This is a genomic window from Paenibacillus sp. CB74 (genome assembly GCF_055687625.1).
The window spans coordinates 5,847,736-5,866,862 of record NZ_CM146009.1; the positions used below are offsets into that span (position 1 = coordinate 5,847,736).

15 protein-coding genes are annotated in these 19,127 nt (G+C 47.1%); 10 read left to right on the forward strand and 5 right to left on the reverse strand.

Annotated elements, in window-relative coordinates:
- Nucleotides 1-261 precede the first annotated feature (261 nt).
- Entirely contained in the window at nt 262-1,806 is a 1,545-nt protein-coding gene (locus ACX9NY_RS25860; protein ID WP_472475886.1) for an FAD-dependent oxidoreductase, read from the reverse strand.
- Between the two features lie 391 nt (nt 1,807-2,197).
- Here ACX9NY_RS25860 and ACX9NY_RS25865 point away from each other — a divergent pair, with 391 nt between their 5' ends.
- Nucleotides 2,198-5,020, forward strand: a complete 2,823-nt coding sequence (locus ACX9NY_RS25865) for a glycoside hydrolase family 3 C-terminal domain-containing protein (RefSeq protein ID WP_472475888.1) — start codon at nt 2,198-2,200, stop codon at nt 5,018-5,020.
- A gap of 63 nt (nt 5,021-5,083) precedes the next feature.
- On the opposite strand, the gene ACX9NY_RS25870 is transcribed toward ACX9NY_RS25865, so the two are convergent.
- From ACX9NY_RS25870 to ACX9NY_RS25880, 3 genes are all read right to left on the reverse strand, one after another.
- Nucleotides 5,084-5,923, reverse strand: a complete 840-nt coding sequence (locus ACX9NY_RS25870) for a methyl-accepting chemotaxis protein (protein ID WP_472475890.1) — start codon at nt 5,921-5,923, stop codon at nt 5,084-5,086.
- 219 nt (nt 5,924-6,142) lie between these two features.
- Nucleotides 6,143-6,652 carry an anaerobic ribonucleoside-triphosphate reductase activating protein gene (gene nrdG / locus ACX9NY_RS25875; RefSeq protein WP_339238413.1) on the reverse strand — a complete coding sequence of 170 codons (510 nt, stop codon included), beginning with the start codon at nt 6,650-6,652 and terminating at the stop codon, nt 6,143-6,145.
- The gene (locus ACX9NY_RS25880; RefSeq protein ID WP_472475892.1) at nt 6,649-8,610 is read right to left on the reverse strand and encodes an anaerobic ribonucleoside triphosphate reductase; all 1,962 of its coding nucleotides are present in this window, start codon (nt 8,608-8,610) and stop codon (nt 6,649-6,651) included. The genes nrdG and ACX9NY_RS25880 overlap by 4 nt, the downstream gene beginning before the upstream one ends.
- A gap of 482 nt (nt 8,611-9,092) precedes the next feature.
- Between ACX9NY_RS25880 and ACX9NY_RS25885 the strand changes: the two genes are divergently transcribed.
- Entirely contained in the window at nt 9,093-10,730 is a 1,638-nt protein-coding gene (locus ACX9NY_RS25885; RefSeq protein WP_339238409.1) for an ATP-binding response regulator, read from the forward strand.
- Between the two features lie 176 nt (nt 10,731-10,906).
- On the forward strand, nt 10,907-11,845 hold the full coding sequence (locus ACX9NY_RS25890; protein ID WP_339238407.1) for an aldo/keto reductase family protein: 939 nt from the start codon (nt 10,907-10,909) through the stop codon (nt 11,843-11,845).
- A gap of 107 nt (nt 11,846-11,952) precedes the next feature.
- Here ACX9NY_RS25890 and ACX9NY_RS25895 read toward each other — a convergent pair whose 3' ends face one another.
- Nucleotides 11,953-13,071 (reverse strand): GGDEF domain-containing protein, encoded by a 1,119-nt coding sequence (locus tag ACX9NY_RS25895; RefSeq protein ID WP_339238405.1) that lies wholly within the window; start codon nt 13,069-13,071, stop codon nt 11,953-11,955.
- A gap of 273 nt (nt 13,072-13,344) precedes the next feature.
- Between ACX9NY_RS25895 and ACX9NY_RS25900 the strand changes: the two genes are divergently transcribed.
- The 7 genes from ACX9NY_RS25900 to ACX9NY_RS25930 all read left to right on the forward strand — a co-directional run bounded on the left by ACX9NY_RS25900 (nt 13,345) and on the right by ACX9NY_RS25930 (nt 19,099).
- Nucleotides 13,345-13,740, forward strand: coding sequence for a Fur family transcriptional regulator (locus ACX9NY_RS25900; RefSeq protein ID WP_036612807.1), 396 nt, complete (start codon nt 13,345-13,347; stop codon nt 13,738-13,740).
- Nucleotides 13,716-14,522, forward strand: a complete 807-nt coding sequence (locus ACX9NY_RS25905; RefSeq protein ID WP_253441518.1) for a winged helix-turn-helix transcriptional regulator — start codon at nt 13,716-13,718, stop codon at nt 14,520-14,522. The genes ACX9NY_RS25900 and ACX9NY_RS25905 overlap by 25 nt, the downstream gene beginning before the upstream one ends.
- 249 nt (nt 14,523-14,771) lie before the next feature.
- Nucleotides 14,772-16,235 carry a catalase gene (locus ACX9NY_RS25910; protein WP_472475895.1) on the forward strand — a complete coding sequence of 488 codons (1,464 nt, stop codon included), beginning with the start codon at nt 14,772-14,774 and terminating at the stop codon, nt 16,233-16,235.
- Between the two features lie 210 nt (nt 16,236-16,445).
- The gene (locus ACX9NY_RS25915; protein ID WP_339238401.1) at nt 16,446-16,862 is read left to right on the forward strand and encodes a BlaI/MecI/CopY family transcriptional regulator; all 417 of its coding nucleotides are present in this window, start codon (nt 16,446-16,448) and stop codon (nt 16,860-16,862) included.
- 1 nt (nt 16,863) lies between these two features.
- Nucleotides 16,864-17,724: a M56 family metallopeptidase gene (locus ACX9NY_RS25920; RefSeq protein WP_472475897.1), complete on the forward strand. Its 861-nt coding sequence runs from the start codon at nt 16,864-16,866 to the stop codon at nt 17,722-17,724.
- 59 nt (nt 17,725-17,783) lie between these two features.
- A complete protein-coding gene (locus tag ACX9NY_RS25925; RefSeq protein WP_253441511.1) occupies nt 17,784-18,197 on the forward strand; it encodes a DoxX family protein in 414 nt (137 codons plus the stop codon).
- A 200-nt stretch (nt 18,198-18,397) separates the two neighbouring features.
- Entirely contained in the window at nt 18,398-19,099 is a 702-nt protein-coding gene (locus tag ACX9NY_RS25930) for a pirin family protein (protein WP_339238397.1), read from the forward strand.
- The last annotated feature ends 28 nt before the right edge of the window (nt 19,100-19,127 follow it).

Genomic DNA, 19,127 nt, shown 5'->3' on the forward strand with positions numbered 1-19,127 from the left:
TAGTGTTTATTATTCAGTAGTGGTGGATTCATCATAGCATTCAGTACTGTTTAATGCAAGGTAGTGATTTTAAAATAGTTCCGTATCCTGAAATATCGTTGATTTGTTCGTAGGATGTTGATGCTCAAGCCGAAGCTGCTTGTTTAGCTATCATTCAGCATAAGCAAAAACCGGATCGGTTACTTCCGCCTGAAGGCGGATTCCGATCCGGTCTGAGAGATGAACTTTTGTATCTGTGACTTATCGATTAATCTCTACACGTTAATCCTGTACGTCCAAAACTTTAAGATCTTCCACAGCAGGGCCCTCAATTACATGACCTGCATAATTGAAGCGGGAACCATGGCATGGGCAATCCCATGAACGCTCGCCTTTGTTCCATTCGACTTCGCACCCCAAGTGAGTGCAGGTGGTATCCACCAGGAACAGCTTTCCACTGGTGTCCTTGTAGGCGCCAGCCCGTTTACCATTATGACGAACGACAGCTCCTTCATCTTCGCCAATATCGCTAACGCTTTTGTGCACAATACCCACTTTGCCAGAGATCAATTCCTTGGCGACATTCATATTTTCCACAATAAAGTGCTTCATGCCAGGGTCAGCTTTGAATCTTGCCGGATCGAATACAGCGGCATGAGGATTGTCACGTCCAGTGATGCGATCTGCGAGAAGGTGCCCGGCCATTGTACCCGTCGTCATTCCCCATTTGGCAAAACCGGTCGCCACGTAGACACGTTCATGTCTTCCCGTAATCGGTCCGATGTAAGGCACCTTGTCAATGGAGATTAGATCCTGGGCTGACCAGCGATATGGAATGTTGCGAATGCCAAATGTCTCCGCCGCGAACTGCTCGAGGCGTTCATAATGACCGAAGGTACAGATGCCTTGTCCGGTTTTGTGATTTTCTCCCCCGAAGAGAATGAGTTCTTTTCCATCATGAAGGACAGTACGCAGAGATCGGTACGGTGTATCGTCCGAGATGTACATGCCACCAGCATAGGGTTTATCCGGTTCGACTAATACAGCATAGGATCGCTCTGCGTGTAATCGTGTGAAATAAAATCCTGGATCATAGACGGGAAAATGAGAAGCTACGACGACATGTTCAGCCGTAACAGATGGGCCATCTCCATAAGTTCTGACATGCAGTGAAGCATCTTCCTCTACATCCGTAACTGTCGTATGCTCATAAATCTGTACCCCTTGTTTCACAGCGGAATCGAGCAAGTAGTGCAGATAGGCCAACGGATCAAAGCGTGCCTGACCCGGCATGCGAATACCTGCCCTGGCGGGAACTGGAATAGGGAGCGGGTCTACCCACTCACCAGGGATATTGAGTTTGCCATAGGCGGTCAGCTCGATCTCCAGTTTTTTGATGTTTTCCTCTGATTGAATATAGACGTAGGCATCTTCCTCTGCCCATTGGCAATCAATTTGTTTTTCCTTCACCAGATTGCGCATCCATTTGGCGGCTTCGGCATTGCCTTCGTAATACATCCGGGCCTGTTCTTGTCCGAAGTGATGCATAATTTCATCAAATATGACGCCGTGCTGTGCAGATACCTTGGCAGTGGTATGACCGGTCGTGCCATCCAACACTTTTCCAGCCTCCAGTACGACTACACGCATACCCGTCTGAGCCAGCAGATAAGCGGTAGTAATCCCAGCAATACCGGCACCAATAATCGCTACATCGGCGGTGATATCTTCGGTCAGTTTCGGATAGGCATTGAATTTATGCGTAGCACGCCACAGTGATTCGGGGACGGGCGGCAGACCCGTCTTGGGATGCTGATTGTCGCTCATTAGTCTTCCTCCTTATTTATCTTCATTCGGTTGATTCGCATATCGTTCAGTGCACATCGTTGTTCTCTTAATCATGATTGCCAGACTATGCCAGGAAAAAACGGTGCGGTTCAGATTTTGCAGAGGAGATGTTCACAATTTCCTCCGCAGGCCCTCTGTTTTTTTTGTTAAACATGCTATATGATAGGATTACCGAAACCGTTTTAGGTTTTGGGAGGAGATAGAATTATATACCCGGAAAAGTTGATTATAAAAGGGTTAATCTATCCATGGAAGAACGAATTTATCCAAATTTACCCTCGTTTTTTATTAATGTATGTATTCGCTATCATTTTGAATTTAGCGAGTTTTGAGAAACGTCCTAACTACCGATAACCAAAGGAGATTCACTATGACCACCAACCAAACGAAATATCCGTTTCAAGATACAGCACTAGACTTGGATTCCCGCGTGAAAGATCTTGTATCCCGCTTGACTGAAGATGAAAAAATTGAATCCATGCTGCAATATCAGCCAGCAGTAGATCGCTTGGGTGTGCCTGCTTACAAACACGGAACAGAAGCGGCACATGGCTTGGCCTGGCTTGGCGAAGCAACATCCTTCCCACAACCGGTGGGGCTGGCATGCACATGGGATACGGATCTGATGAAGGAGATTGGCTCCGTTCTCGGAGATGAGGCACGTGTATTTTATAAACGCAATCCGGCAGTGAACGGTCTTACGCTGTGGGCACCTACAGTGGATATGGAACGTGACCCGCGCTGGGGACGGAATGAAGAGGCGTATGGTGAAGATCCGGAACTGACAGCGGAGCTGACGACAGCATTGGTCAAAGGAATTCAGGGCGACCATCCCAAGTATTACAAAGCGGTAGCTACGTTGAAGCATTTTCTTGCGAATAATAACGAAGTGGATCGTGGAAGTGGTTCATCCAGCATCGATCCGCGCAACATGCGTGAATATTATCTGAAAGCATTTGAGAAGCCGTTCAAAGAAGGCGGCGCACAGTCCATGATGACTGCGTACAACTCCATTAATGGTACGCCAGCATTGTTGCATCCTTTTGTAAACGAGATTGTCAAAGGCGAATGGGGCATGGATGGTTTCATTGTCAGTGATGCAGGCGACGTAATGGGCATCAAGAACGATCATCAGTACTATGATTCCCACACACCGGGTACGGTAGAGTCCGTAAAGGCAGGAATTGATAGCATCACCGATGATGCTGAGCTGTCCAAACAGGCACTGCGTGAAGGGTTGGAACAAGGCACACTCACGATGGATGACATCGACAAGGCGTTGTTTAATACGTTCCGTGTGCGTTTCCGTCTGGGAGAGTTCGATCCGGAAGAAGGCAACCCATACGCTGCTATTGGTGAAGAGTCCATGATGACGGAGAAAGCAAAAGAACTGTCGCTCAGAGCCGCGAGAGAACAAATGGTATTGCTCAAAAACGACAAAGGCACACTGCCGCTAGACAAGACGAAAGCAGGTAAAGTGGCTGTGATTGGTCAATTGGGCGGAACCGTCTATCGTGACTGGTATGCAGGTACCATGCCGTATAACGTAACCCCGCTTGAAGCAATCCGTGGCAAAGTAGGCAGCGATAACGTGGCGTTCAAAGATGGAAATGATCGCATTACGTTAACTTCCGTAGCCAATGGGAAGAAGATTGGACTGGCGGATGGTGAGAAATCACCTGTTATTGCATCGGGAGAAGCGGAGACGTTCATGGTGTCCGACTGGGGCTTCGGAAGTTATACTTTGCAGGCCGAAAGCAACGGCAAATATTTAACGACTGATGAAGAGACCGTAACAGCTTCCGCTGATGAAGTGTACGGCTGGTTCGTGAAAGAAGTATTCCACCTGTTGCCACAACAGGATGGCAGTATAGGTCTGACTACATGGAATGGAAAAACGGTGACTGCACCTAATGGTGGAAACGATGCATTCGCAGTGTCAGAAGAACTGAAGACTTTCGGTGCCACAGAAACATTCAAGCAGGATGTGGTTGTGAACGGAATTGAGGAAGCGGTAGCAGCTGCCAAGGCTGCGGAAACGGCGATTGTCTTTGTTGGTAATAATCCGCTTGTAAACGGGAAAGAAGAGATTGACCGTCCAAGTCTGGATCTCGCCGAATCCCAGCAACGTCTGGTTGAGGCGGTCTATGCCGCGAACCCGAACACGGTTGTCGTCATTGTAGGTAGTTATCCGTTCACGTCCAATTGGGTTCAGGAGAACATCCCTGTGGTATTGTATACTTCACACGCAGGACAGGAACTGGGTAACGCAGTAGCTGACGTTTTGTATGGCGACTATGCGCCAGCAGGCCGTCTGAACATGACATGGGTACAATCCGCAGATCAACTGACCGACATCAAGGATTACGATATCATTCAATCCGGTCGGACGTATCAATATTTTGAAGGCAATGTACTATATCCGTTTGGACATGGTCTGACGTATGCAACGTTTAAATACAGCAATTTGGAACTTAACCCAGCTCAAGTTGATACAGCGGGCAACGTAACGGTAACCGTCGATGTGACCAATACCAGTTCAATCGCCAGTGACGAGGTTGTGCAGTTGTACGTTCGTGCAGGCAAATCCCGGGTGAAACGTCCACTCAAAACGTTAAAAGGATTCCGTCGTCTTCCTATCGAAGCGGGAGCTACAGCTAAAGTCAGCTTTACCTTGCCTGTTCAGGAACTGGCAATCTGGGATGTAACACGTGATCGATATGTCGTGGAAAGTGGAACTTACTCTATTATGGTGGCCAAGTCATCTTCCGATGTTCAACTGGCTGCAGACCTCACGGTAGAAGGAGAGACGATCCCAGCTCGTAATCTAGGCGTGGCTACCCGTGCCGAGAATTATGATGCTTACCTGGGTGTTGATCTGGATGAGAGCAAAGAGGGTGGCAGTGCTGTCCGTGTAGTTGGAGAGCAAGGATGGATTGCCTTCAAAGATGCCGATCTGGGTAGTGGGGCAGCAGCAATGGAAGCACGTGTCTCCGCAGAACAAGCTGGCGCTGTGTTGGAAGTGCGACTCGGCTCACCGGATGGTACACTCGCAGGACGTGTGGAACTGGTACAAGGCGCAGCCCAACAGTGGTCTACCGTGAAGGCAGAACTCACAGGTGCATCAGGCGCGCAGGATGTATACATTGTGCTGTCGGCAGGTGTACGTATCAGCCATTTCCAGATTCGTTAAGTCAATAGCACATGGAAAAGCCTCCGAATGCATTCGGAGGCTTTTGTTCGTCTGTACGCCTTTTTATTTTCCGTCAAACGTAATCATTTTTTGCACAAATTGCTTCAATTGTTTGTTGGTTTCGTTCAGCTGCTCAATTGTGCTCATGAAATTGTTTACGAGTTCAGCCTGCTCTTGAGAGCTTGCCGTGATCTCACCCAGTTCATTCTCCATGCCCTGAATGGATTGTCGAACGGATAGAAGAGAATCTTCAATACGGGCCGTCGCTTCCTTGGTGTCCACAGACAGTTTGCGAATTTCTTTGGCAACAACGCCAAAACCTGCACCTGCTTCACCTACACGAGCCGCTTCAATGGCCGCATTTAAGCCGAGCAGATTCGTCTGTTCGGAGATTTCACGAATGAAACTGGCGACCTGAGTTACATTTCCTGATTTCTGTACGGCTTGTTTGGAGTTGTTCCGGATCTCTTCGGTTGTGGCACTGAGTTCCTCGGAGTGTGCAGCTACATGCTGAACACTGTCAATTAATTGGTTGGTCAGATTTTCGGTAACATCCATGAGTTGTTGCAGCTGGTCCTGGTCATCCATACTGTAGAGCAGATTAAACAGGGCGATGACTTCACCTTGTTCATTTTTAATGGGAATAAAAGCTACATCAAATGGAACACCAAACAAATCTTTAGGATAGTGATCGAATCGTTTGACTGTACCGCCGTTGAGATCAGCAAAATTTCGATTTACATCTAATAGAGGGTCGCCGGGTTGATAATTCAGTTGCTTTAATGATTCTCCTGCTGAGAAATATAAGAATTTTTTATGATCAATAACGGAGAGGGTTACATCCTGACGAATCGTATCTCGAAAGAAAGGCATACATGTAATTAAAGCTTGAACAATATCCATATAAAAGATGATTCCTCCCTGGTTACCTTATGTAAACGGTTAAATTTTAAATGCTAAATTAATAACTACCTATATAATATATCGTCATGCAATAGAGAAGAAAATAGAGAGAATGGATAAATCCTATTTCTTTAAGGCAGATCTCTATACGCCAAAAAGACACAAGTCCGCTGGGGGACTCATGTCTTGATAATTGGGGAGGGGGAGTACAATCAATGTTTATGGCATACTGAGCTGCATCGTAACGATAGTCTGAGTGGCTAGTGTTGCACTAACATCAATCAAGCGTTGATTCCGACTGCCGCGAAAGGGCAGAGAGACGTCACGCTCAGCTTGAATATATCGCCCGTCGATAATAACGTCGCATAGTCGGGCAAGCTGCGCTCTCGCAGGGTCAGTAACAAGCTCTTCATATGCGAATCCGGTATAGGCCCATACTGTCATATCAGGACGTGCAGTGCGGAGCTGCTGAATCCAGTTCGCACATTCTGCTGCCGAGAAAAAGGGATCACCACCACACAACGTCACGCCATCGAGCAACGGATGGTTCGTCACTTCATGCAGAATCTGCTGCTGCCGCTCCTCTGTAAAAGGCTCACCCGCCCGAAAGCTCCAAGAATCCGGACTGAAGCAGCCCGGACAGGCGTGGCGGCAACCGCTGATGAACAACACCGCACGCAGGCCGGTCCCCTCATTCACCGATTCCGGGATGTATCCATATAGATTCATCGGTGTTTCACCCGATCCCGTACTTCAGCCTGCTTTGCAGCATTAAATCGCACTTTGTAATCTCCGGTCAGATAGCCGGTTACACGGCGTAACCGCTGGAAGTGTACATGGTTCTCATGGGCTTCGCAGCCTGGGCATACATCCCCGATAACACCTTCATAACCGCATTCAGGGCAGCGATCAATCGGATGATTAATGGAAAAATACCCGATATCCTGCGCCAGTGCATATTGCACGATTCGAAGGAAAGCTGCGGTGTTGGCTCGAACGTTACCGTCCAGCTCCACATAGGAGATTGCCCCCGCATTACACAAAGTATGGAACGGGGCTTCCAGTTCAATCTTCCGATAAGCTGGAAGAGTGTGGTATACGGGGATATGGAATGAATTCGTATAATACTCCCGATCATTAACTCCAGGAATAAGCCCATATCGCGCTCTGTCGATCTTCGTGAATTTGCCGGATAGCCCTTCAGCAGGTGTAGCAAACAGGGTGATATTCAAGTTATGCTGCTCGCTCATCTGATCACAGAACTCTCTCATGGTGCGAATAATATTCAGCGCTTCACGATGTACATGAGGGTCCTGTCCATGATGGCGTCCATAGAGGGCTGTCATACATTCTGCCAGACCGATAAAACCCAGGGATAACGTACCATGTTTGAGCAACTCCCCAACGGGTTCATTCGGAGCAAGTTGCTCCCCGCCTTCCCATACACCCTCCCGCATCATGAAATCTGACGCCTTAGCAGGTTGAACAGTCTGGATACGGTACCGATGCAACAGACCATGCGCAGCATTTTGCATCACGGATTCCAGTGCAGTGTAGAATCCCGCCCGATCGGCAACCGCTCTGTTGCCCTGGCAGATGCCAAACCGGATGCCGAGCTTGACCAGGTTGATGGTATTAAAAGACAGATTACCTTTACCACTTTGACGATTACGACCAAACCGGTCAGCCAGAGTACGTGTGCGGCATCCCATGGTTGCAATGATCGTATCCGGATCTTCCGGATGATAGAAAGGCAGATTGAACGAGGCATCCACATTGACAAAGTTAGGATACATCCGCCGGGATGAACAGGTGACCGCAAGGCGGAACAGATCATAGTTTGGCTCGCCATGAGCCTGATTGATCCCTTGTTTACATTGGAAAATATGTTGAGGGAACACGGGAGTTTCCCCGTTGCCCAGGCCGCGAATCGTTGCTTCGAGCAATGAACGTGATACCAACCGTCCTTCCGCAGAAGTACATAGTCCATAATTCAGTGATGTGAATGGAATCTGTCCACCAGCCCGACTGCTCATCGTATTCAGGTTATGGATCAGCGATTCGGCAGCTTGTCCCGTCTCCAGTTCAGTCTCTTCATAGGCGAAGTCATATGCGCGTGGGCACTGATTCTTCGCTTCCATACTGTCCAGATGAAGTTGTTCATCTTCAATCAGAGCATTCTCACCAAAAAGTCGTTGTCCTTTGCGATAATGTTTGCGAAACGATCGCTGCACATAGGGCGCTAGATCCCAATCAATCTTATTGGCCGATACGCCACCATACTGACTGTTCTGCTGGGATTGGAAGATGATTGCAACCAGAGCCATTGCAGACATGATCGTCTGAGGTGTGCGAACCGATCCGTTGCCTGTATTGAAACCCGCAGCAAGAAGACGGTCAAACGGGATAAAGATGCAGTTGGTCGTGCCAAGTGCATACTGATCCAGGTCGTGTACATACAGATCCCCGTTCTCCACAGCTTGAGCAAGCTCTTCCGGCAACACATGACGCAGAGCATGCCACTTGGCGGTCTCCGAACCGAGCCTGCTCATCTTGCCGCTGAAGGAGTCCCCGTTCAGATTCGCATTTTCCCTCAGCGTATCGGCATCTTCAGCGCCAATAATTCGTCTTCCCAGGTCGGATAATAGATCGGATGCCGGTGGAGCGGCATACTCAAGCAAGTTCATGTAAGGTTCCTCCTAAAATGATGTGATGATCATTTAATTTGCGTTAAATACTATATGTAGGTTTGTATTATCCATTTATAAACTATATATGGTTTTTTGGGTGTGATAATGGTCACACAACTTAATGGACAAAATGGACTTTCCTTTAATTACTGCGGATAAAGGTTCCCAAAGCCTGAGTAGAAGCGTATAATTTCTAGTTATTCTGCATGTAAGATATCCGAAGTTGGACAAGATGAACTTTGAGCCATTTGAAAAGGCAATTTGCAGTATATTTACGCTTGTTACGTCATTAGTTCAAGACCTGCTTTTGTCCAAAAAAGGGGCGATTGGCAGAGAGTATGATTCTCTTTTACTTCTACGGTGTTAATCATATAAGTATAGATTGTGACAGATATTCGGATTCTTGATGAACCCTTGTACGTGATTAAACATTCTGATATACAGATTTGAAAGTGCAGCTGAGACAAGAGGGGTGAATCATGGGGACGGCAGAAGGCATTACGAGAGGCTTCTATGAAGACATAAAGGAAGCTGCGGCCCATATCGTGGACGTATTAAGCGGGATATTGAAGGTCAATACCATCTTCGTTGCCACGAATGATGGGGTGACGAATTTCATTTTGGAGGCCTTTAACCGTACGGAAGAGTTGATTGTTAAAGGCAGTGAGCTTTCATTTAACGAATCATATTGCAGTCTGGTGTTAAGAGACAAAGGTAGCGTTCTTACCATTCAGAATACATGTGAAAACCCAATGACAAGCTCCATGGACGTCACGAGTGGACTTGGGAGTCGTTTCTTCGTGGGTGTACCTATCATACGAAGATCTGGCGAAGCATTTGGAACGATATGTCTAATGGACAATGCTGGTTATGTGATCAGTGAAACGGATATGAAGACGCTGAACGCGATGGCTGTCTTTCTGGGATATGTTGTGGATCTGGAGAGCACCCTGCATGTGCAGGAACGAAAATTGAGTGACTCGGAACAAATGAAAGAGCAGCTCCAGGCAGAGAAAGAGCGAGCCGAATCCGAGGCGATGACCAAATCACAGATGTTAAAGCTGATGAGTCACGAGATTCGCAATCCGTTGAACGGCATTCTGGGATTGACGGATCTGATGCGTACACCGGACATGCCTGAAGAGCAATCGGAGTATGTAAATATGATCGAGACGAGTGGCAACATACTACTCTCGCTCCTGAATAATATGATGAACTTCAATATTAATGAGGCAGGCAAAACGGTTATCCATGATGATCCGTTTGATCTGGTCGGCACCATTGAAAATACCGTTTATCTCTATGCCGGAATGGCATCGGGCAAGAATATTGATCTGGGATTGAATCTTGATTTGAATGTGTCGCAAGTATTTGTTGGTGATGAGATCAAGATCGGACAGTTGCTTGCACATGTCATTCAATATGCTCTGGATTCAACGCGTGAAGGCTCAGTTCTAATCACGGCCATGGTGAACGGCGAAGAGACAGAGGATATGGGTACACTTGCGCTCAAGGTGAAGTACACGGGTCAGATGGTATCCGATAAGAAGTTGCGTACTTTGAACGGCCAAGATGAAAATTTGGATATCCAAAAACTGATCGGAAGCAATCTGGGTTTGGCAGTAAGCCAAAATCTTGCCATTCTCATGCATGGCCGTATTCAGGTGAGTAGTGCGGGAGAGAATGAGACGGAATTCCATATTGCCCTTCCCTTACGCAGATACTGGGAGTTACCTCAACTTGCAAGTATTCAGCAGCGGTTAAAAGGGAAAAAGGTGTTGCTCGCCAAGGACCCGGATATATTGCAAGGCGTTTCTTCCCTGATGCGCAGATGGGAGATGGATGTGCATATGACCTCGGGTTCGAGTGTAGCACATGAGTGGATCAAGGAGGGCTTCAAGCCGGATGTAGCCGTTGTGGATATGGGACTTCAAGAGGGCGGCGCAGTTGATTTCGTACATGAAATGAAACAGCGGCTGGAGAATCTGCCCGTCATTGTTCTGGTTCCATATGGTATGCACATTGACCCGCACGAAGCGGAAACCTTTGATGCTGTTCTGACGAAACCGGTCAGACAAGCTGATTTGTTGAATGCATTGAGTATTACGCTGCCCTAAACGGGCAGCCGAATGGAAAGTTATCTCAGTTGGCGCACCTGCTACAGGTGCGCTTCTTTGTTTTTCCCTTTGCATTTATCCAATTTCTGCGCCAAAGCCCTTTTCATCCGAGCTGGTTACGTTACAATAGAATGTGTACTTCATCTTTATAACCAATAGAGGAGGATATGCAATCAATGGATTATCGCAGATTGGGTGGAAGCGGACTGAAAGTAAGCGAGATCAGCCTTGGAAGCTGGCTGACGTACGGAGGGTATGTGGAACGTGAAAATGCGGTGAAATCAATTGAAACTGCATTCGATGAAGGCATTAACTTTTTTGATACAGCCAATGTATACGAACGGGGTGCAGCAGAAGAACTGCTGGGACAGACGCTCAAAGCGTATTCTCGTGACTCCTACGTGCTTGCAACAAAAGTATTTGGCAAAATGGGGGATGGTCCGAATGACCAGGGGCTGTCTCGTAAACATATTAAGGAACAATGTGAAGCCAGCTTGAAGCGCCTGGGCGTTGAATATGTGGATATCTATTACTGTCATCGCTATCATACCGAGACACCAATTGAAGAAACACTCCGCGCACTTGATGATCTGGTACGTCAGGGCAAGGTGCTGTATGTTGGTGTCAGTCAGTGGACTGCGGCTCAGATGGAAGCTGCCTTGGGTACAGCAGATCGCTTGCTCTTGGATCATATCGTGGTGAACCAGCCCGTGTACAATATGTTTGATCGTTATATTGAAAATGAAATTATTCCGCTAGGTGAGCGTAAGGGTATCGGACAAGTCGTATACTCCCCGCTTGCTCAAGGTCTATTGACCGGGAAATATACTTCCGTATCAGATATCCCCGAGAACAGTCGTGCGGCTAAGCTTGGATGGGACGAAGGCAAGATCAACGCGGATCGCATCGGGAAAGTTCGCCAATTGATTGAAGTGGCGGACAAGCTGGACCTGAAGGTTGGACAACTGGCCTTGGCCTGGATTCTACGCCAGAACAATGTATCCAGTGCACTTGTAGGGGCGAGTCGTCCCGAGCAGGTAAAAGAAAATGCGGCTGCATCTGGCGTGAAGCTGGATGCTACCATTATTGAGGAAATTGAAGGGATACTTTCCTGATTCCAGTCAGATATTGGGCTGGGATGATATGGAGTGAGATATAAAGCAAGGGATGTCCTGTACGCCTGTGATTGGCGTGCGGGACATCCCTTTTTCAATTGGAGCCGTCAGCTTTCCAGTGTAAGAGGCAAGGACCTTAAAGGTAAGACACATACACGGTTACGTCCTGTATTCTTGGCTTCGTATAGTGCACGGTCTGCCTGTTCGAAGAAGTCGTCATCGTCTTGCTCCACACAATGATCCGGATACACGGCTACGCCAATGGAAATGGTTAGACGTGTGGTGTGTCCGTCAGGCAGGGCAAAATGATATTTCTCTACTGCCTGCCGGATAGATTCGGCGATAGCCATGGCCTGCCGTTGTCCGCAGTCGAGCAAGAGTATAGCGAATTCTTCACCACCGTTTCTAGACACGATATCCGCAGAACGTGCGTGTTCAACAAGAAGTTGTCCGAGTTGCTTCAGAACGGCATCGCCAGCGGAATGACCAAAGGTATCGTTTACCTTTTTGAATCGGTCAATATCCATGGCAAGCAAGGACAGCTTTTGTTGGTAATCCCGCGCATGTTGAAGTTCCGATAGAAGTGACTTTTCGAACTGTCGTCGATTGCTAAGGTTGGTAAGATGATCGGTAGATGCTCTTCTCTCCAATAGAAATAACATTTCATTGGATTTATTGATGAATTCTGCGATGAAATAGATGAATATTCCACCGATGAAGGAAATGGTCATTTGTAACGGATATACCTTCATTAATGAATTCATGCTGTCTGTATTCAACATAAGGATGATAAAGATTAACGTTATGCCGAGTAGATTCATCGTAATAATTTTGGTCAGTCTGGACCAGGAAGCATAGGCGAAGTATACACCAGACAACCCGATTAGAGTCATAACAAATCCTGCATCTATGGCAGAGGATGACAAGCCAAACATCAGAATACGAAGGATCGAGAGCACAAGTCCCGTAACGACCGAAGCCAGTCCTCCCAGATATACCGCTGCGGTAACGATCGCCAGATGCCGTAGATCTACAATCGTACTCTCGTTCAGAGGGAAGGAATAGTTCATGAGTACTGTGCCATATATGCCGAATAATAAGCCGCCGATCAACTGAACACGTAACGAGGGAAAAGGCAATCGGATACTATAGAACTTTGCAATGATCCCGGATACATACATAAACGTAATCATGACACAGATATTAATGAAAAAAGTGCTAAACAACCGACATTCCCCCTTTTTACGCACATCCCTACATTTTATCTGAAAAGCGGTGTCGTAGCGAACCATATTATCCCAAATATATGAGGGGATTGCTGGGAAAGGTGTTTTATTTGCATTGCCAGGATGTTGGCGTGCATATTGACTTCGATATACAATAAGATTTATACTTAATCTAAATCAAAATGTAATCTTAGTTTTTTGGGAAAACCATCCTAAGTAGAAGATCAGTGTCTGATTTCATATAAAATGCATCAATATAAAGGAGAAATGGTTGTGAGAACTTTAAATCTGACGATACAACGGCAAGCGGTATATGATGTGGTGCGCCATTCGGAGGATCACCCGACAGCTGCTGATGTTATGAATCGACTAGTGGAACAAGGTTATAATCTGGCCTATGGTACGGTGTATAATTCTCTACGTTATCTGACGGACAAAGAATTGATACGAGAGCTTAAACTCGGAGAGACAGCAAGCCGTTACGATGCCCGGATGGACGATCATCAGCACATTATGTGTGAAGTGTGCGGCAAAGTGGACGAGGTGATGACAGAGGTTCCTCCACAATGGATGAAACAGGTAGCTGAAGAAACCGGATATGCAATCGATCATGCTCATGTGGTCTTTGGAGGTGTCTGCGGGGAATGCAGAAACAAACGGATCAAGTAAAAATAAAAGTTCCTGGCCGCCGCTTACCACTTAGGGTTAAACCTGCCTTGTCCGATGCAGCACCTCTTGTGGACAATTGTCCTGTTACACGACGGGTTATTCTGATAAGCCCGATGCCAGGGCAAGTTCATGAACTGGTAAAGGCCTTAACGGATAGCTGTTTCGATGTACTGGTCTTTCATCGATGGGAACCGGATCTGCATGAGCGTCTTGTCTTCGATCTGTTGATCTATGATCTATCTGTTGCCGGAACGATCGATGCATTTGCCGGCATTAGCAGTCGATTGAATCGTGAGGCTGAGCATACAACCCCTTGTCTCTATCTGGTCGGTGAGAAGATGATCGGCAGCGCGAGTGGACCGATGCTTCAGGAGGAATTGCTGGTGTGGCCTGCACGCCCGCAGGAAGCTCTCTACCGGGTGCAGCGTATGATTGGCAACAGTCCCGCTCTGCCCAAACGTGGCTTTTTGCCTGAGGAAGGGCAGCGTGTCGGCTTCAAAGATCTGTGGCTCGATCGTGAACGGATGAGTGTGCAGCGTGATAATAACCGGATCCATCTAACCAAGACCGAATATGATCTGTTACTCAAGCTGATTGATGCCAAAGGTGCAGTCATTTCCCGTGAGGAGATGCTCAGCGATATCTGGGAAACAGACTTTACAGGTGGAAGTAATGTGGTTGATGTTCATATCAAAAGCTTGCGCAAAAAATTGGGCGATAACGCGTCTTCGCCGCAATATATCGTAACGGTAAGAGGAGTGGGCTACCGCCTGGCGGATTAGTCCGCTTTTTTTTATTGCCATGATTATCGTTCAGATCATGCTCTTTGAAAACATGTTCATGGTTCATTCATGAAGTGTTGAGGAACCTCATCTTAATCTCATGTGAACCTCATGCAAGAGCGGCGTAGGACATGTTAGAATCAATTTAACAGTTAGATCAAGTCTAAATGTATATTTATATCGAAGCCGAATATGATTTTAGTAGTAGATATATAGCAGCCGTGAGATCCATTAGAGGAGGACGACAGGATGACAGAACGTATGACAACGAATCAGGGAGCACCTGTAGGTGATAACCAGAATTCCCGCACAGCAGGCAGAAGAGGGCCGACATTGCTTGAAGACTATCATCTCATTGAGAAAATTGCCCACTTTGACCGTGAACGTATTCCTGAAAGAGTCGTACATGCAAGAGGTGCCGGGGCTCATGGTGTATTCACGCTGGAGCAGAGTATGAAGGCTTATACAACAGCGGATTTCCTGCAAGATCCGGGTACGGAGACGGATGTGCTAGTTCGTTTTTCTACCGTTATTCACGGTACGGGATCACCAGAGACTGCACGAGATCCACGTGGATTTGCCGTTAAATTCTACACCCGGGAAGGCAACTATGATATCGTTGGTAACCATCTGCCTGTGTTCTTCATTCGTGATGCGATGAAGTTTCCCGATATGGTTCACTCTCTGAAGCCGGCTCCGGATACGAACATTCAGGACCCCGCCCGATATTGGGACTTTATGACCCTCTCACCTGAATCAACGCATATGATGACCTGGTTGTTCTCAGATCTGGGCACACCGGCCAGTTATCGGGAGATGGATGGTTTCGGCGTACATGCTTTCAAATGGATTAATGCACAGGGGCAAGTCCATTATGTGAAATACAAATGGGAGTCTGCACAAGGGGTTCGGGGATTCTCTCGTCAGGAAGCTGCCGAGGTACAAGGACAGGACTTTAATCATGCTACCCGTGACCTGCATGAACATATCAAGAACGGGCAATACCCGCAGTGGAAGTTACAGGTACAGCTCTTAAAGCCGGAACAAATGGATGATTTTGCTTTTGATCCACTCGACCCAACCAAAACATGGCCTGAAGATGTACTGCCATTTCATACGGTAGGGACCATGACACTGAATCGGAATCCGCAAAACTTCTTCGCTGAAGTGGAACAGGCGGCCTTTTCTCCTAGTTCGCTTGTCCCTGGAATTGAACCTTCCGAAGATAAATTGCTGCAAGGGCGCCTATTCTCCTATCCGGATACACAGCGGCACCGGCTTGGAACGAACTATTTGCAAATTCCGGTGAATTGCCCGTACGCACCCGTTCGTAATCATCAGCGTGATGGACTCATGAATGTGAATCAGGACCCATCTCCGGTGAACTATGAACCGAACAGTTCCGGAAACAGCCCGCAGGAAGATCCGGCATACCGGGACAGTCAGGTTCCATTACAAGGGCATGTTACACGCGAGAAAATTGAGAAAACGGATGATTACACGCAAGCAGGAGAGCTTTTCCGTTCATTTACTCCAGTAGAGCAGCAGCACTTGTTCGATAATTTGATCAATGATCTTAAGGGAGTGTCAGTCGATATTCAAATGCGTGCTTTATGCCACTTCTTCCGTGCGGATGGACAGCTAGGCGGACGTCTGGCTCATGGACTTGGTGTGGATATATCTGCACATATGCCTTCACAGGATGGAAAATAAAGCGCAGTAAAATCATATTCTCACAACATCATATGGACTGATATTCGGTGAAGACCGGGAAAACCGCGAAACGTGCGGAATTTCCCGGTCTTTGGCCTTTTTTACTGAAATGGAAAACAAATTTACAAATCATTTACATAAAATAGCTGACATAGAGGTTGACTTCTCATTTGATGGCACTACAATGGGTAGTGTGAGGGGTGTCAGAACATGAGAATACACAATTTTAAAGTGGGTGAGCGTGGGCTCAACCGATTTTTCGGTCCGCTGGAGGCCAAGATCATGGACATTTTATGGGCTCGTCCAGGCAGCAGCATCCGTGAAGTGCAGACCGCACTTGAACAAGACAAAGACGTCAATTTTAATACAGTCATGACAGTGATGAACCGGCTCGTGGACAAGGGACTTCTCGGAAAGTCACAAAAGGGCAGAACATCTTTGTACCAACCGGTACAGAGCAAGGAGGAGTTTATGAACGACCAATCCAAGGAACTGTCGCATGAGTTGGTGGATGAATTCGGAGCATTGGCATTGAATCATATGCTGGATGCACTGGACGAAGCAGATGAAGGTCTGATTGAACGCCTGGAACAGAAGATCAAGCAATGGAAAAAGGATAGCGATTAAGATGTGGAAGACCCGCTCGAAACTTTTGTTTACCGTCGGGTTTGGCATTCCGCTACTCGTGTTCATGCAGATGTTCATGTACGCGATGTACAAAATCTTTGGCTGGGATATCCCGTTTAATCTGCTCTGGCTCTGCAATCATTGGATGAGTCGATTGGGTTGGTTATCCGTTGGACATTTCCTGCTGGCACTGGTTTTGTTGACCTTTGCAGGAACAGGCTGGTTGCTAACGGTACGTATGATGAAAACACGGGCAGCAATCCACAAGCTTCGCTCTATGGAGATTCGGGCGCTATCCCGTGAGTTGGAGTCCACATATCATGATCTAGGACAGCCAAGTTTCATTGTGGTGGACAAGCTTTCACCCGTCGCATTTACCATTGGTTTATGGAGACCCTATATTGTACTTTCCACTGGGCTACTGGACATGCTTGATGCAGAAGAGGAAGTAGCGGTTGTCTATCATGAAGTACACCATCTGTGGCACCGTGATCCTTTGAAGACGACGTTACTGTCGGTATTTGCAATCATGATGCCGTATATTCCTGTTTTAAAGCACACTTCAAAGCAATACCATATCGTTAGAGAAATTCTGGCAGACAATGAGGCCATTGAACGTACAGGCAATGTGGCAGGTATTGGAAGTGCTTTGCTCAAGCTACTACGTGCTTGTCCTGAACCTTGGGGAGCAAAAGAACTGACCGCTCAATCCTCATTTGCGGATACGTCGGTGAATGTCCGAATTTCACGTCTGCTTAACCCGGAACAGGATGTGACACTGAGATTGCCACGTTATGCTGTTCTGATGTCGGTTACTGTTTTCCTATTGCTGTCTGTCTTGTTTGTCTGGTCCATCGGATAGATTAATTTGGCTAAATGTGAGGTCAAATATTTCGAATATAACGAGGAAGGAAGATGAACATGAATAATAAAAGTGTAGAGATTGGACTGCTTTTCTCCAGGATTATGATCGGGTTGATCTTTGTATTGCACGGATGGAGTAAATTCGAAGGTGGAATTAGCGGTACGGTAGGATTTTTCGAAAGTATTGGTATTCCCGGATTTCTTGCCTCCGTTGTAGCAATCATTGAGTTGGTAGGTGGTGCAGCGATGATTCTGGGTCTTGGAACACGTGTGTTTGCTGCCCTATTTGTTATCGTTATGGGTGGCGTTCTGCTTACAGCCAAAGTGGGTCAGCCATTCATGAGTGGTACCGAGTTCGATTACCTGTTGTTGGCGGGTTCCCTGACACTGCTCTTCACAGGAAGCCGCTTCCTGGCTGTGGATTATCTTTTCTCCAGACAGGGTAACGCTCGTCAGAATGTGAGTGCTTGACGCGCTAACGATTGTTAAATAAATAATGAAGTGCAGGATTAGTCCTGTAACGAGGTTCTTTATTGGCCAGGCCGGTTCGGAAATTGTATTTGCGAACCGGGCTGATCGGTAGAGAACTTTTTTAGTTTGGACGACATGCCTGTGGTTTGTTACAATGAGAATAAGTATGCTACTAAGAAAAAATAAGGAGGATGCATTTTATGATTAACGTCATTCCATCCGATGCCCGCTCCAGCTTTGATCGAGGCTGGCTCCGTGGCAGTCACAGCTTTTCTTTCGGAGAATATCAAGACCCGGAAAATATGGCATTTGGACCGATGCGGGTAGCGAACGATGATGTAATTGCACCTGGTCGCGGCTTTGGAGCTCACCCACATAGTGATATGGAGATTGTGTCCATTGTACTCAGAGGCAAGCTACGACATGAAGATAATCTGGGCAATGTCGCCGTTACAGGTTTTGGCGGTATTCAGCGAATGTCAGCAGGCAGTGGCATGATTCATACCGAGCATAATGCATCCGATACCGAAGAAGTACGTCTGCTTCAGCTCTGGTTCATGCCGCATACGAAAGGGTTGCAACCTTCATATGAGACCACATCTTTTGATCCAGCGGCACTGGCAGGAGCACTCGTGCCGATTGTATCCCCGGATGGAGGACCAAGAGTCGCGACTATTCATCAGGATATGACGATCTATCTTGGCCGATTGGCCAAAGACGAGACGTTAACCTTCAACCAGGATTCGGGCCGTCGGATGTACCTTTTCTCCATCGAAGGCAAGCTGGGATTGGATGGAGAGTACCTGTTGAACGAAGGCGATACAGCTCGTGTGGAACAGCGAAATTCAATAGAATTGCAAGGAAACGAAGATACGTTCTATATGATTATTGATTTGCCGTAGATGGCTGATGAAATGAACTCCAAGATGA